The organism is Variovorax sp. 01N425, from assembly GCF_056399465.1.
On the sequence record NZ_JBFTRJ010000002.1, the window covers coordinates 44,812 to 59,248 of the forward strand.

Consider the following 14,437-nt stretch of genomic DNA (forward strand, 5'->3'; position numbering starts at 1 on the left):
CGGATGGGCGGCTTTTTCATGGGTCGGCCGGCGGCCGGCGCCGATCGATCAGTAGTAGCGCGAGCTGTTCATGCGGCGCATGGCTTCGTAGAGCGTCGGCATGCGCGCTTCGCTGGAGCGTGCGGCCACGCGGGCCAGTGCGTCCACCTTGGCGGCAGTGGCGACGGAAACCTTGCCTTCGGACTGCTCGCGCCAGGTGGCGGCTTGCAGTTCCTGCATCACGCGCGGGTCGTTCCTGGCGGTTTCCAGGAAACGGGCATCGGCGCGGGCCGAGGCACGGCGCTGGGCGGCTGCGTTCCAGGCGGCGCCCACGCGGGCCAGGGGAGTGCGCAGCGAGCCGGCGAACAGCGCGGCAATGCCGAAGGCGGCGGCGCAGAGCACGGCCCAGGCTGCGAGCAGAGCGCCTTCGTCCCAGTTGGAAACGAGCTTGTCGGCCACCACCATCACCGCCGCGGCAACGGCGACGATCAGCAGGGCGATCAGCGGACGCGAACCGTTCGCGCCGGCGCGTGCGGCCTTGAGCTGGCCGAACAGGATCTCGGCGCGCTGCACGCCGGGATGGACAGTGGGTTGGTCTACGTGGACAAAGCTGGTCATGATGAATCCCTCCGTGGGATGAATGGCGAGTGCCGATGGGGAGATATTAGGGTTTGCCCTAGTGTTTTGCCACTTTATCTTTCTGATGTTTATCATTCACATCACTGATGGACGTCAACTTCCGCACACTCGATCTCAACCTGCTTCGCGTCTTCGACGAAGTGATGGCGGAGCGCAACCTCACGCGCGCCGCGCGCAACCTGTCGATCACCCAGCCCGCGGTGAGCAATGCGCTGCGCCGCCTGCGCGAGGTGCTCGGCGACGAGCTGGTGCGCCGCTCCGGCGCGGGCGTGGAACCCACGCCGCGCGCGCTGGCGCTCTGGCCCACGGTGCGCGACGCGCTGCGCCAGCTGCAGCACACGCTGGCGCCGGGCGAGTTCGACGCATCGACCGCCGACACCACTTTCCTGCTGGCCATGGCCGACGCCACCGCCGCCGAGCTCATTCCGGGGCTGGTCCAGATCGTGGAGAAGGAAGCGCCCGCTATCTCGCTGCGCGTGCTGCCGCTGACCACCCGCGATCCGCGGCGGATGCTCGAGCAGGAGGAAGTCGACATGGCGATCGGCTACTTTCCGGCCGTGATCGCGAGCCTGGCGGCGCGCGGGCAGTCGGGGGTGGGCGTGGCGTTCGAGACCCAGCGGCTCTACCTGGGGCAGTACGTCTGCGTGATGCGGCGCGGCCATCCGCTGGCCAATGCGCCGCTCACGCTGGACGACTATTGCGCCGCGCGGCACCTGCTGGTGAGTTTTTCGGGGCGCCCCTACGGCTTCATCGACCAGACGCTGGGCGCGCTGGGACGCGAGCGGCGCATCGTGGTGACCGTGAACCAGTTCTTCACGGCCGGCCGGGTGGTGGCCAATTCGGACCTGCTCACCGTGCTGCCGCGCCATTTCGTGACCGTGACCGGCATCGACGAGCAGCTGGTGCTGCGCGACCTGCCCTTCGACCAGCCGATGGTGCACGTCGACGCCATCTGGCACCGGCGCGCGCAGCACGGGCATGCGCACGAGTGGCTGCGCACCGCGCTGCTGCGCTCCGCCGCGGCGGCTTTTGCGGATTCGGTCCTCGGGCAGAAGGTGCCCGGATGACCGCGGGTTTTTAGCGGATGACCGAGAGCCAGGCGCTGGCGGCTGCGCGCAGCTCCTGCGCGTGGTGCGCGCCGCGGCCGGCGCGGACATCGGCGCTTTCCATCAGCGCGGCGGCGTGGCTGGCCGGGGCGCTGGCGGTGGAAGAACGGAAGAAACGGGCCACTTGGGCAATGAGGCTGAACATGACAGTGCGCGGCTCTTGGCTGCGCTGGAGTGGTTGATGTTCCAAGAATAGGGGTTATCCCTAATATTGAAAGCCCGACTTCATGCGCTTTGTGCATGGGCTGATTCCCCTAGACTGGTTCCAATGAAGCTGCAACTGCTGTCCGACCTGCACCTGGAGTCCCACCCCCGCTTCCACGCCGAGCCCGTGCCCGGCGCCGACATGCTGGTGCTGGCGGGCGACATCGGCTCCTACCAGGAAGGCTCGCGCCTGACCGATCCCGACTTCGGCCTGGGGCGCTTTTCGCCCCGCAACGGCTGGCCGGTGCCCGTGATATACGTGCCGGGCAACCACGAGTACGACAACACCGATTTCGACCAGACCCACGAGCGCCTGCGCGCGCTGTGCCAGGAACTCGACATCCTCTGGCTGGAGCGGGAGACCCTGGTGATCGATGGCATCCGCTTTGTCGGCACCACGCTCTGGGCCGACTTCGATGCGCTGGTGGCGCCCACCGACGGCCTGGCCGACGCGCTCAAGAAGCGCGGCAAGGCGATGCGCGCGGCCGACTTCTACCTGGAGAAAGCCGCCACGGTGCGCCACGGCCAGCCCTTCATGGCCGGCGCCATGCGGGAGCAGGCGCTGGCCTGCCAAGCCTGGCTCGAACAGGCGCTGGCCGAGCCTTTCGCCGGCACCACGGTCGCCATCACGCATTTCGCGCCCAGCCTGGCGAGCGCCGATCCGCGCTACGGCCTCACGCCCGGCACGGCCGGCTTCTGCAATTCGCTCGATGCGCTGCTGCCGCGCGCCCGGCTGTGGCTGCACGGCCACCTGCACTGCCCCTTCGACTACGTGAAGGACGGCTGCCGCGTGGTCGCCAACCCGCTGGGCTACAAGGGCAAGGGCGAACAGGAAGGCTTTCGCCCGGAGCTGCTGATCGAGGTGCCCTGAGCGCGCGCTACAGCGGCCCTACAGCAGCTCCTCGCCCACGATCGGCAGCAGCAGCCAGTTCTTGAAGCGCAGCCAGAGAAACTCGCCGGGCTCGTCCTCGTGGACGATGTCGCCGCCGGCGTCGTCGTATTCGAGCCATTGCACGCGGCGCCCGCCCGGCGCGAGCCGCAGCCGGTAGCCCAGGCTCACGCGCTCGCCGCTCATGAGCCTTTCGTAGTCGGCCACGAGCGCCGGGCTGTCGATCACGAGGCCCATCTCGGTGTTCACCGCGGCCGAGCGGCGATCGAGGTTCATCGAGCCGATGAAGAAACGCTCGTCGTCGATCACCGCGAGCTTGGCGTGCAGCCGGCTGATCGACTGCCCGAAATCGCCGAAGCGGCCCGAGCGGCCGGTGAGCATCGGCGCGATTTCGTAGATGGTGACGCCGATCTTCAGCATGTCGGCGCGGTAGCGTTCGTAGCCCGCATAGGCCAGCGGTTCGTCGGTGGCGCCGAGCGAGTTGGTCACCACGGTGATGCGCCCGCCGCGCTCGATGGCCTGCTTCATCATCGCCATGCCGCGCGCGCCGGGAATGAAGTACGGCGAGCCGATCTTGACTTCGCGCTTGGCCGAATTGATGACGCCGAGCGCGCCGGCGGTCACGCTGCCCTCGTAGGCCGCCTCGGAGGTGCGCGTGATCTTCGCGGGGTCGTCCACGAACAGCGTGGACGTCGCCCATTGCAGCTCGAGCTTGCCGGTGGCGAGCTGCTCGCCCACGGGCGAATGGTCCAGCACGTCGCGCGGTCGAATGCGCACGTCGGGCAGCGCGGCGGCCGCGAGGGTGTCGAAGCGCTTGTGCGCCTCTTCGGCCGCCATGCGCTGCGGCACGATGCGCTCGATGGGCCAGGCATGCTCGCTGTTCCAGTAGCGGTCGAAGCCTTCGGACATCCGGCGCACCACCGGTCCGCAGGAGAGCACGTCCATGTCGATGAAGTTCGCCGCCGTGCCGCGCATGAAGTATTCGTTGGCGATGTTGCGGCCGCCCGAGACGGCAAAGCTGTTGTCGGCCACCAGCAGCTTGTTGTGCATGCGGTGGTTGATGCGGCCGAAGTCGCCCAGCGAGAACAGCAGCCGCAGCGCGAACGAGTCGGCGCGCGAAGGCAGCGGGTTGAACAGCCGCACCTCCACGTTGGGAAAAGCCGAGAGCGCGCTGAACACCTCGTCTTCGCCGGCGGTGTACAGATCGTCCACCAGGAGGCGCACCCGCACGCCGCGTGCGGCGGCCTCGCGCAGTTCGCGCAGCAGCAGCAGGCCGACGTCGTCGTTCTGGATCAGGTAGTACTGCACGTCGAGCGACTTCTCGGCATGCCGCGCAAGGGAAATGCGCGCGTCGAAGGCAAAGGCCGCCTCCGGCAGCAGCCGAAAGCCCGACAGCGATTCGGGCTCCTGCGACGCGCGCTGCCGCGCCAGCTGGCCGAGCGCAGTGTCCGCGACGTCGGTGATGGCCATGGCCGGCGCGCGAGGCTGCGGCGGCGGCAGGCCCGCACAGCCCGCCAGCCACGCCAGCGCCACGGCAGCCCAGACAAGGGCCGCGAGCCTGCGGATCGGGGAAGAGGCTGCCATGGCCCGCACTGTAGCCCGCGGGGCGGGCTCTGGTGCAGCCCTATGATCGCCCTCACAAAAAAAGGAAAAGGACACGCGTGCTCAACGGCTTGTGGCTGGGTTTCTTCGGGATGGCGATGCTGGCGGCGCTCGGGCGCTGGCTCGTGGGCGGCGACCCGGCGGTCTTCGCGGCCATCGTCGAAAGCCTGTTCGCGATGGCGCGGCTCGCGGTCGAGGTGATGGTGCTGCTGTTCGGCACGCTCACGCTGTGGCTCGGCTTCCTGCGCATCGCGGAGGCGGCGGGGCTGGTCGGCTGGCTCGCGCGCCTGCTCGGCCCGCTCTTCAGGCGGCTCATGCCGGGCGTGCCCGCGGGGCATCCGGCGCTGGGGCTCATCACCATGAACTTCGCGGCCAACGCGCTCGGGCTGGACAACGCGGCCACGCCCATCGGCCTCAAGGCCATGCGCGAATTGCAGCGGCTCAACCCCGACCCGGTCACGGCCACCAACGCGCAGATCCTGTTCCTGGTGCTCAACGCGTCTTCGCTCACGCTGCTGCCCGTGACGATCTTCATGTACCGCGCGCAGCAGGGCGCGAGCGATCCGACGATGGTGTTCCTGCCGATCCTGCTGGCCACCAGCGCATCGACGCTCGTGGGCCTGCTCGCGGTGGCCGTGGCGCAGCGCCTGCGGCTGTGGGACCCGGTGGTGCTGGCCTACCTGGTGCCGGCCGCGCTGCTGCTGGGCGGGTTCATGGCGCTTCTGGGCACGCTCTCGGCGGCGGCGATTGCGTCGCTCTCCTCGCTCATGGGCAACCTTGTGCTGTTCGGCATGATCATCGTGTTCCTGCTGGCCGGCGCGATCCGCCGCATCAAGGTGTACGAATGTTTTATCGAGGGCGCGAAGGAAGGCTTCGACATTGCGAAGAACCTGCTGCCCTACCTGGTGGCAATGCTGTGCGCGGTCGGCGTGCTGCGCGCCTCGGGTGCGCTGGACTTCGTGCTCGGCGGCCTGCGCTGGCTGGTGAGCGCGGGCGGCTGGGATGCGCGCTTCGTCGACGCCATGCCCACCGCGCTGGTCAAGCCCTTCTCGGGCAGCGCGGCGCGCGCGATGCTGATCGAGACCATGAAGACCCAGGGGGTGGACAGCTTCCCCGCGCTGGTGGCGGCCACCATCCAGGGCAGCACCGAAACCACCTTCTACGTTCTGGCGGTGTACTTCGGCGCGGTCGGCATCCAGCGCGCGCGGCATGCGGTGGCCTGCGCGCTGCTCGCTGAGCTGGCGGGCGTGGTGGCGGCGATTGCGGTGTGCTACTGGTTCTTCGGCTGAGCGCCGCGAAACCGGCCCTCGCGGGCGGGGCGATGCCACCCGGCCGAGCAGCGCGCCGTGCGCTGAGCCAAAATGGTCCTCCGCCGCCTAACGCACAGCCTCTTCCGTGACCACCTCCCGCCGGGCCAAGCCGCCCACCTTTTCGCCCAGCGAGTTCCGCGAAGCGCTCGGCATGTTCGCCACCGGCGTGACCATCGTCACCGCGCGCTCGGCCGAGGGCACGCTGGTCGGCCTCACGGCCAACTCGTTCAATTCGGTGTCGCTTGCGCCGCCGCTGGTGCTGTGGAGCCTGGCGCGCGCGGCCGGTTCGATGCCGGCGCTCAGCACCGGCTCGCACTACGCCATCAACATCCTGGCCGCCAACCAGAAGGGGCTGGCCGAGCGCTTCGCCACCAAGAACATCGACCGCTGGGCCGACGTGGCCTTCACCGAAGGCCTGGGCGGCGCGCCGGTGCTGGCCGGTGCGGCCGCGAGCTTCGAGTGCTTCAACCGCAGCCGCTACGACGAAGGCGACCACGTGATCTTCGTGGGCGAAGTGGAGCGCTGCACCCACAACGCCGGCGCCTCGCCGCTGCTGTTCCACGGCGGGCGCTTCTACACGGAACATCCCTTGTGAGCCGCGGCGCCGCGTTCATGTGCATGTCGCTGCTGCTGCTGGCTGCGCAGAACGTGGCGGCGCAGGAGCCGGCCGCACCGCTCAAGCAGAACTGGTTCGACGATCCCTTCTTCCAGGTTTCCGCCGGCCTGCCCGCCTGCGCCATGCCCGAAGGCCCGTTCTACACCGCCGAGGAGCGCCGCGCCCAGACTCATTCGCGGCTGGAGCGCGGCACCAGCTGCTGGCTTGCCGGCCAATGCACCGACAGCAACGCCTACCGCTACGACAAGCCGCTCGCGCCCAAGGTCCGCGCCGCGCTCTTGGCCGTGCCGGGCGCGCAGAAGGCGAGCGTGTGGGTGATGATCCAGCGGCGCTGGGTCTACCTGCAAGGCTGCGTGCCCTCGGCCGCGGTGGCCAGGAAACTCGAACGCGCCGCGCGCGCGGTGCCCGATGTCGAGACCGTGGTGAGCGACCTGATGGTCGGCACGCGGGGCAAGCCGCCGTATCCGGTGGCCGGCCGGTGAGCAACAAGCAGCATCAACAACAACAACGCGACGAATGATCCAGCGCAAGACCCATCTCGACTCCCTCGCCATCGGCCTTCTGATCGCATGCTGCGCGTTCTGGGGCCTGCAGCAGATCCTCATCAAGACCACCGTCGCCGAAGTGCCGCCGCTCTGGCAGGCCTCGGTGCGCATGGCGGGCGCCGTGGCGCTGCTGTGGCTCTGGTGCCTGTGGCGCCGCGTGCCGCTGTTCGAGCGCGACGGCACGCTGCCGGGCGGGCTGCTCGTGGGCCTGTTGTTCGCGGGCGAGTTCGCCTGCATCTACCTGGGGCTGCAGCACACCTCGGCCTCCAGGCTCACGGTGTTTCTCTACACCGCACCGTTCTGGGTCTCGCTGCTGCTGCCGCGCTGGGTGCCCGCCGAGCGCCTGCGCGGCCTGCAGTGGCTGGGCCTGGGCATCGCCTTTGCGGCAGTGCTGTTCGCGTTCAGCGAAGGCTTCGGGCACTCGAGCTCGGGCCAGCTGCTCGGCGATGCGATGGCGATCGTCGGCGGCATGCTCTGGGGCCTGACCACGCTGGCGCTGCGCACCACGCGGCTCGCCACCGCGAGCGCCGAGAAGGCCCTGTTCTACCAGGTGGCCGTGACCGCGGCCGTGTGCCCGCTGCTGTCGCTGGCGCTCGGCGAAAGCTGGGGCTTCTCGTATTCGGCCTGGGCCTGGACCTCGATCGGCCTGCAGACCGTGATCGGCGCCTTCGCGAGCTATCTCACCTGGATGTGGCTGCTGAGGCACTACCCGGCCACGCAGATGTCGTCGTTCAGCTTTTTGACGCCGCTGTTCGCGCTGGTGTTCGGCGTGGTGCTGCTCGGCGAACCGCTCACGCTGCAATTGATGCTTGCGCTGGCAGGCGTGGGCCTGGGCATCGTGATGGTCAACCGGCGAAAGGCACGGGCATGAAGGACGCGGACTTCCAGCCGGTGCTCGACGACATCGTCGCCGCCCTGCGGCCGCTGCTGGGCACCGCCGGCACGGTGGCCAGCTACATCCCGGCGCTGGCCTGCATCGATGCGCGCCAGCTCGGCGTTGCGCTGCGCACCTGCGACGGCGCCGAGGCCTTCGCGGGCGATGCCGAAACGCCGTTCTCGATCCAGAGCGTGTCCAAGCTCTTCACGCTGACGCTGGCCATGCAGCGCATGGGCGACGCGCTGTGGGAGCGCATCGGCCGCGAGCCTTCGGGCAACCCCTTCAACTCGCTGGTGCAGCTGGAGAACGAGCAGGGCAAGCCGCGCAATCCCTTCATCAATGCGGGCGCCATCGCAGTGGCCGACCGGCTCGTGAGCCAGGCATTGCAGGCCGGCGGCAGCGCCAAGGCCGACATCCTTGCGCTGATGGGGAGCCTGTGCGGCGAGCCGATTGCGTTCGACGACGAAGTGGCGCGCTCCGAGGCCGCGACCGGCTTTCGCAACATCGCGCTCGCCAACTTCATGAAGAGCTTCGGCAAGATCGACAACGACGTGGCCGTGGTGCTCGACACCTACTTCCACCAGTGCGCGCTGCGCATGAGCTGCCGCCAGCTCGCGCGCGCGGCGGCCTTCCTGTGCCGCGACGGCGCGCATCCGATCGACGGCCAGGCCGAGGTGACCGGCGAGCGCCAGACGCGCCGCATCAACGCGCTGATGCTCACCTGCGGCACCTACGACGCCGCGGGCGACGTGGCGTTCTCGATCGGCCTGCCCTGCAAGAGCGGCGTGGGCGGCGGTATCGTGGCCGTGGTGCCCGACCGGCTCACGCTGTGCGTGTGGTCGCCCGCGCTGGATGCGACGGGCAACTCGCTGCTCGGCATGAAGGCGCTCGAACTGTTCGTGGCGCGGACCGGGCTGTCGGTGTTCTGAGCGGCGCGTGCAGCGCAGGCGAAAATGGACCACGCACGAACCCGAGCATCCGAATGACCGAAGCCACAGACTCCACCGACTCCGACACCCTCCCCCTGCACGAACCCCGCCTCTGGCGCGACGGCCAATGGACCGCCCGCGTCATCAAGAACGAGGAAGACGACGGCTGGGCCGTCGAGATGACGCGCCACGGCGACCCCGAGCCGGCGCTGGTCGGCCCCTGGACCATGGGCCGCGACAAGAAGAACCCGAAGCCGCTCGACGGACCCGCCTTCTCCACGCTGGTGAAGACCGCCGCCGAGGTGATCCGCCGCCATGAGCAGCAGCTGCACGCCACGCTCAACAAGAGCGTGACCGTGACGGCGCGCAATGACCAGCGCGTGCGCGTGGCCCTTGCCATCGTGCCCGACGAGGACAGCCCCTCGGCCACGCTCACGGCCTACGACGATGCCGACGACTCGGAACTCGCCAGCGTCAATGTCTCGCCCGCCTTCAGGCTCACGGCAAGCAGCGCCGCCGCCTGGATCGAATCCGATTACGTGCGGCCGCGCTGAGCGCGCGTTCGCAATCAGCGAAATGACGTATGTGCAGCCCGTGTTGAATTGAGAACAATCGGCTTCGACGACACCCGCCGCTGCCCCCAGGAACAAGCCCGAACCGGTCGACCACCGGCTCGGGCTTTCTTGTTTTTTCTCAACCACCCTCCAGGAGCAGCGTCATGAGACATGGTGATATTTCGAGCAGCAGCGATTGCGTCGGCGTCGCGGTCGTCAACTACAAGATGCCCCGCCTGCACACCAAGGCCGAGGTGCTCGACAACGCGCGCAAGATCGGCGAGATGCTGGTCGGCATGAAAAGGGGCCTGCCGGGCATGGACCTGGTGATCTTCCCCGAATATTCCACGCACGGGATCATGTACGACACGAAGGAGATGTACGACACCGCGGCGACGGTGCCCGGCGAGGAGACCGCGATCTTTGCCGACGCCTGCCGCCGCGCCAACGTGTGGGGCGTGTTCTCGCTGACCGGCGAGCGCCACGAGGCGCATCCCGACAAGGCGCCCTACAACACGCTGATCCTCATGAACAACCAGGGCGAGATCGTGCAGAAGTACCGCAAGATCATGCCGTGGGTGCCCATCGAGGGCTGGTATCCGGGCGACCGCACCTATGTGAGCGATGGCCCCAAGGGCATGAAGATCAGCCTGATCGTCTGCGACGACGGCAACTACCCCGAGATCTGGCGCGACTGCGCGATGCGCGGAGCCGAACTCATCATCCGCTGCCAGGGCTACATGTACCCGGCCAAGGAGCAGCAGATCCTGGTGTCCAAGGCCATGGCCTTCATGAACAACACTTACGTGGCGGTGGCCAATGCGGCGGGCTTCGACGGCGTGTACTCGTACTTCGGGCACTCGGCCATCATTGGCTTCGACGGCCGCACGCTCGGCGAATGCGGCGAGGAGGAAATGGGCATCAACTACGCCGAACTCTCGATGGGCCTGATCCGCGATGCGCGCAGGAACGGCCAGTCGCAGAACCACCTGTTCAAGCTGATGCACCGCGGCTACACCGGCGTCATCCATTCGGGCGACGGCGACAAGGGCGTGGCGGCCTGCCCGTTCGACTTCTACAAGCAGTGGATCAACGACCCCGAGGGCGCGCGCGAGCAGGTGGAGTCGTTCACGCGCAGCACCATCGGCACGGCGGAATGCCCGATCGAGGGCCTGCCGAACGAAGCTGCCCGCAGCTGAAATCAGACCTGGCGAAAGGCCGTCAGCACCTGCAGCACGCTTTGCGTGGCGCCGTCGAGCAGGGCGCGCTGGCGGTGCGCAATGCCCAAGCGGCGCGTGAGCCTGGGCGTGATCGGCAGGACCTGCATGCGCTCGTTCAGCGCCGCATCGGTGGTCTGCTGCAGCGGCAGCAGTGCGGCGCCGTAGCCGGCCGCCACCAGGCTGCGGATCGCGGCGTCGTAGTTGAGCTCGATGCGCGCACGCGGCGCGAAGCCGGCCGCGGCGAACCACTCCATCGAGAGCCGGTACATGTGGGTGGTGGCGTCGTTGAAGATCAGCGGCTGCGCGGCCAGCCAGGCCGGCGTGACGCGCCTGGGCGCCTTCCAGCGCTGCGGCACGAAGGCCATCATGGCCTGGTCGCACCAGGGCGTGACGACCAGTTCGCGCAGCGGCGGCTGCGGCATGGCGACCAGCCCGATGTCGAGCGTGCCGGCGGCCAGCCGCGCCATCGCCTCGTACGAGCCCAGGATGCTGACCTCCACGTCGATGCCCGCATGCCGGGCGCCGAGTGCTTCGAGCACCTGCGGCAGCAGGTCGACCACCACGCCGGTGGACGTGCCGAGCCGCACGCGGCCCGTGCGGCCTTCGGCCTGGCGCTTGACGGCCTCGACGGCATCGTCGGTGTCGCGCAGCAGCTTGCGCCCGCGCTCGACCAGCGCCGCGCCGGCCGCCGTGGGCGTGACGCGGCGATTGCCGCGCACCACCAGCTGCGCATCGAGGCGCGATTCGAGTTCGCTGATGTGCAGGCTCACCGTGGGCTGCGCAAGGTGCAGCGCCTTGGCCGCCGCCGAGAAGGTGCCGAGATCGGCGATGGCGATGAGCGTGCGGAGTTGGTCGAGGTTGAGCTGTCGCATCAGGAATGCTGATTGAAGGTGTCAGAAATCTCAACTTCCACAATAGCACGCACCGCCGCAAGATGAGCGCTCCCCACAAGGAGACCCATCGTGACAGCGCCGACGCACTCGCCCTTTCATCAACGCCTGATGCATGCCCTGCGCAGCTGGCGCCGCCGCGCCGCCGAGCGCCGCCGCGCCCACATGGATGCGCGGCACCTGGCCGGCATGAGCGAGCACGAGTTGCGCGACCTGGGCATCGGCCGCAGCGAGGTGGCCGGATTGCTCGACCGGCATCGCTGACCACCGGATTTGAGGTTCAATCCGGGGCGTGCCCCAAACCGCCGCCCCCACCCCGCTTTCCATCGAACTCACTTCGCCGCAATCGGTCAACGGCCAGCGCGCGGCGTTCCAGTCGCTCTGGCTGCTCGCACGCATGAAGCACGCGCACGATGCCGAAGGCGGCCTCGTGCGGCTGGCCGACCTGCGCGGCGAAGTCTCCGATGCGAGCACGCTGCGCATGGTCGTGAGCCGCGCGTTCCGCGACTTCAAGGCCTGGCACATCGAGGTCGGCTGGGGCGAGGACACGCAGCGCGAGCCGCGCTTCCTGAACGCCGAGCGGCGCAGCCAGGGGCCGTTCTGGCTGCCCCCCGCCGAGGCAAAGCGCGTGCGCATGCTGGTGGGCGGCCGCGCGGCCACGCCCGCCGAGGTGGCTTCCTTCCTGGGCCTGCGTTCGCGCAAGGCCCGCGCGGGCGCGCCCGGCTCGGCGCCGCCCGATGCGGTGCACCTGCAGGACGCCGCATTCTGGAAGCAGCTGGTGGCCTCGCAGCAGGCGGCGCGGCAAGGCCGGCTGATGGCGCCGGTGGCGGGCGGCGGCGCGGCCGGGTCGCCGGCCAAGTCGCCGCCCAGTGCGCTGGAGTCGATCCGCCTCGCCGGCACGCTGGCCGCCACCGATTTCCAGCGCGCGCTGGTCACGCTCAACGAGGCCATGCTGTGGCGCCGCCTCGGCGACAACGAGCAGGCGCGCCGCCGCCTGCAGGCGCTCAAGAAGCAGCGCCTGGCCCACCATGTGGCGGGCAACGACTACCTGGGCGCGATGGAATGCATCGTCTCGGCCTGGTGCGCCTACACCGCGCGCGACCTGCCGCTCGCGCAGTCGCTGCTGGGCGGCATGGCGAACGATGCGGCGCGCAGCCTGGTGCTGCGGCACCACCCCGACGTGCGCTTCGAGTGGTGCAACCTGTGGGCGCTGGTGTGCCGCTCGCGCGCGCTGGGGCTTTCCGCCGACGACAAGCCAGCCGCCGCAGCGCTCGCCGAAGAGTCGCTGCAGCGCTTCGGCGAAGCGCTGGCCGCGGCCTTCGAGTCGCACTCCTTCGACGCCGCGCAGCACGTGGCCGCCAACATGGGCATGGCCGCTTGGCTGTTCGACCGCGTGGGCCTGTCCGACCTGCCGGCGCTTGCGCACGACGGCCACGCCGACACCACGCGCCGCGCGGTGCAGTGGATCGCCTTCAGCGAATGGCTCTGCGGCCACACCGACGGGCAGGGCCGCTCGGCCTGGAACGCGATCTACCTGATGCGCATCGCGCGCGGCCACTGCCGGCCCGAGCCGCAGCCCACGCTCGCGCAGTTCCGCGCGCAGAAGCCGCTCGACCCGGCCGCGATCTCGCAGCTCGCCGGGCCGCTCGCGGATGCCTTCGACACCGCGCACTGGCCCGCGCGCTGGGTCGGGGTGGCACAGGCGCGGCTGGCCGACCACCAGGCCGGCCGGCGCCGCTACCCCGGCCTGCAGCATTGCAGCCTGCTGTTCGAGCACGCCTGGTATGCGGCGCATGCGGGCGACCTGAAGGCGGCCGAGCAGTCGCTGGCGTCATTGCGCGAAGCCTTGCCGCAGCTGGTGCCGAGCGACCGCGCCTACTTCACCGAATCGTGGAACGACACGCTGCCGGCCGAGCTGGTGCTCGAAGCGAAGCCGCCGCGGCGGCCGGCGGCGCGCAAGAAAACCCTGCCCCGCTGATCAGCGCACGGAAGGCGCACCGGTCGACTTGCGCACCACGAGCTCGGGCCGCAGCACCACGGTCGATGCCGACATCGCGCGGCCGTCGATCTCCTCGAACAGCATCTCGGCCGCGCGCCAGCCGAGCTCGCGGTGCGGCAGGCGGATGGTGGTGAGCGGCGGGTCGACCATGTCGACCAGCGGCATGTCGTTGTGGCCGGTGACCGAGATGTCCTTCGGCACGCGCAGGCCGGCCTCGCGCAGCGCGTCGTAGGCGCCCAGCGCCACGAGGTCGTTGCAGCACACCACGGCCTGCGGGGCAGGGCCGGCCTCGAGCATCTGCCGCATGGCGGCCGCGCCGGCCTCGCGGCTGTAGCTCTCGCACTCGACCACGCGCAGCGGCTTCATGCGGTGGTCGCGCAGCGCCTGCTCCAGGCCCAGGCGCCGGCCCACGCCGGTGGGAATGTTCTGCGGCCCGGCCAGGTGCGCGATGCGCTTGTGGCCCAGGCCCACGAGGTGGTCGACCGCGAGCTTCATCGCAAGCCGGTCGTCGCTCACCACGGCCGGCAGGCGGCCGGTCTCGTCGGCGCGGTTGACCAGCACCGCCGTCATGCCGGCCTTGGCGACGAAGTCGACCAGCGGATCGTCGCGCGTGGCGGTGGCCAGGATCACGCCGTCGACGCGCTGCGCCAGCATGCGCTCGAGCACCGGCCGCGCGAGCGCAGGGTCGACCACGTTGGTCACGAACACGAAGTAGCCGCGCGCCGCCGCGCTGGCCTCGATGCCCTGCAGGATCGGCGGGAACACCGCGTTGGTGATGTCGGGCACCAGCACGCCGATGGTGTGGGTGCGGCCCGTGCGCAGCGCCGAGGCCGCGCGGTTGGGCCGGTAGCCCAGGCGCTGCGCGGCCTCCTCCACCACGCGCAGCACCTCGTCGCTGATCAGCGAGCGCTTCTCGGGGCTGAGCGCGCGCGACACCGTCGACACATGCACGCCGGCCGCGCGGGCAACGTCGCGGATGGTCACGGGGGAAGAAGGCGGGCTGGTGCTCATGGACTGATTGGTGCAAACGATTGTCGCCTGTGCGGGACGCTGGAACGGCTTTCCGGCATTCCCAGGT

Annotated in this window: 16 protein-coding genes and 1 tRNA gene; 11 read left to right on the forward strand and 6 right to left on the reverse strand. The window is 69.6% G+C overall.

Features of this window, described 5'->3' with window-relative positions; genetic code table 11:
• Positions 1-48: 48 nt before the first annotated feature.
• Positions 49-597: a hypothetical protein gene (locus AC1DSC_RS03255; protein WP_436287090.1), complete on the reverse strand. Its 549-nt coding sequence runs from the start codon at positions 595-597 to the stop codon at positions 49-51.
• A gap of 107 nt (positions 598-704) precedes the next feature.
• Between AC1DSC_RS03255 and AC1DSC_RS03260 the strand changes: the two genes are divergently transcribed.
• Entirely contained in the window at positions 705-1,685 is a 981-nt protein-coding gene (locus AC1DSC_RS03260) for a LysR family transcriptional regulator (protein WP_012745310.1), read from the forward strand.
• Between the two features lie 10 nt (positions 1,686-1,695).
• Here AC1DSC_RS03260 and AC1DSC_RS03265 read toward each other — a convergent pair whose 3' ends face one another.
• Both AC1DSC_RS03265 and AC1DSC_RS03270 read right to left on the reverse strand, forming a co-directional pair.
• Positions 1,696-1,869 carry a hypothetical protein gene (locus tag AC1DSC_RS03265; protein ID WP_436287089.1) on the reverse strand — a complete coding sequence of 58 codons (174 nt, stop codon included), beginning with the start codon at positions 1,867-1,869 and terminating at the stop codon, positions 1,696-1,698.
• A gap of 60 nt (positions 1,870-1,929) precedes the next feature.
• On the reverse strand, positions 1,930-2,502 hold the full coding sequence (locus AC1DSC_RS03270) for a hypothetical protein (RefSeq protein ID WP_478131773.1): 573 nt from the start codon (positions 2,500-2,502) through the stop codon (positions 1,930-1,932).
• Between AC1DSC_RS03270 and AC1DSC_RS03275 the strand changes: the two genes are divergently transcribed.
• A tRNA-Gly gene (locus AC1DSC_RS03275) sits at positions 2,467-2,545 on the forward strand. The genes AC1DSC_RS03270 and AC1DSC_RS03275 overlap by 36 nt on opposite strands.
• Positions 2,546-2,817: 272 nt before the next feature.
• Here AC1DSC_RS03275 and AC1DSC_RS03280 read toward each other — a convergent pair.
• Positions 2,818-4,401, reverse strand: coding sequence for a phospholipase D family protein (locus tag AC1DSC_RS03280; RefSeq protein WP_436287087.1), 1,584 nt, complete (start codon positions 4,399-4,401; stop codon positions 2,818-2,820).
• A gap of 77 nt (positions 4,402-4,478) precedes the next feature.
• On the opposite strand from AC1DSC_RS03280, the gene AC1DSC_RS03285 reads away from it, so the two are divergent.
• The 7 genes from AC1DSC_RS03285 to AC1DSC_RS03315 all read left to right on the forward strand — a co-directional run bounded on the left by AC1DSC_RS03285 (position 4,479) and on the right by AC1DSC_RS03315 (position 10,449).
• Entirely contained in the window at positions 4,479-5,708 is a 1,230-nt protein-coding gene (locus tag AC1DSC_RS03285; protein WP_436287086.1) for a nucleoside recognition domain-containing protein, read from the forward strand.
• A 106-nt stretch (positions 5,709-5,814) separates the two neighbouring features.
• On the forward strand, positions 5,815-6,324 hold the full coding sequence (locus tag AC1DSC_RS03290) for a flavin reductase family protein (RefSeq protein ID WP_124961319.1): 510 nt from the start codon (positions 5,815-5,817) through the stop codon (positions 6,322-6,324).
• Positions 6,321-6,827 (forward strand): BON domain-containing protein, encoded by a 507-nt coding sequence (locus tag AC1DSC_RS03295; protein ID WP_436287085.1) that lies wholly within the window; start codon positions 6,321-6,323, stop codon positions 6,825-6,827. Before AC1DSC_RS03290 ends, AC1DSC_RS03295 begins: the two co-directional genes overlap by 4 nt.
• Before the next feature lie 34 nt (positions 6,828-6,861).
• Positions 6,862-7,761: a DMT family transporter gene (locus tag AC1DSC_RS03300; protein WP_012745303.1), complete on the forward strand. Its 900-nt coding sequence runs from the start codon at positions 6,862-6,864 to the stop codon at positions 7,759-7,761.
• Positions 7,758-8,696 (forward strand): glutaminase, encoded by a 939-nt coding sequence (locus AC1DSC_RS03305; protein ID WP_436287084.1) that lies wholly within the window; start codon positions 7,758-7,760, stop codon positions 8,694-8,696. Before AC1DSC_RS03300 ends, AC1DSC_RS03305 begins: the two co-directional genes overlap by 4 nt.
• 53 nt (positions 8,697-8,749) lie before the next feature.
• The gene (locus AC1DSC_RS03310; RefSeq protein ID WP_436287083.1) at positions 8,750-9,250 is read left to right on the forward strand and encodes a hypothetical protein; all 501 of its coding nucleotides are present in this window, start codon (positions 8,750-8,752) and stop codon (positions 9,248-9,250) included.
• 164 nt (positions 9,251-9,414) lie between these two features.
• Positions 9,415-10,449: an aliphatic amidase gene (locus AC1DSC_RS03315; RefSeq protein ID WP_436287082.1), complete on the forward strand. Its 1,035-nt coding sequence runs from the start codon at positions 9,415-9,417 to the stop codon at positions 10,447-10,449.
• Positions 10,450-10,451: 2 nt separating this feature from the next.
• Here AC1DSC_RS03315 and AC1DSC_RS03320 read toward each other — a convergent pair whose 3' ends face one another.
• On the reverse strand, positions 10,452-11,342 hold the full coding sequence (locus tag AC1DSC_RS03320) for a LysR family transcriptional regulator (RefSeq protein WP_369663923.1): 891 nt from the start codon (positions 11,340-11,342) through the stop codon (positions 10,452-10,454).
• 90 nt (positions 11,343-11,432) lie between these two features.
• Here AC1DSC_RS03320 and AC1DSC_RS03325 point away from each other — a divergent pair, with 90 nt between their 5' ends.
• Both AC1DSC_RS03325 and AC1DSC_RS03330 read left to right on the forward strand, forming a co-directional pair.
• Positions 11,433-11,624, forward strand: coding sequence for a YjiS-like domain-containing protein (locus AC1DSC_RS03325; RefSeq protein WP_018906665.1), 192 nt, complete (start codon positions 11,433-11,435; stop codon positions 11,622-11,624).
• A 28-nt stretch (positions 11,625-11,652) separates the two neighbouring features.
• On the forward strand, positions 11,653-13,338 hold the full coding sequence (locus AC1DSC_RS03330) for a hypothetical protein (RefSeq protein WP_436287081.1): 1,686 nt from the start codon (positions 11,653-11,655) through the stop codon (positions 13,336-13,338).
• Here the strand turns inward: AC1DSC_RS03330 and AC1DSC_RS03335 are convergent, their stop codons facing one another.
• Complete coding sequence (locus AC1DSC_RS03335; protein ID WP_319428427.1) at positions 13,339-14,370, reverse strand: LacI family DNA-binding transcriptional regulator; 1,032 nt, start codon at positions 14,368-14,370, stop codon at positions 13,339-13,341.
• Positions 14,371-14,437 lie beyond the last annotated feature (67 nt).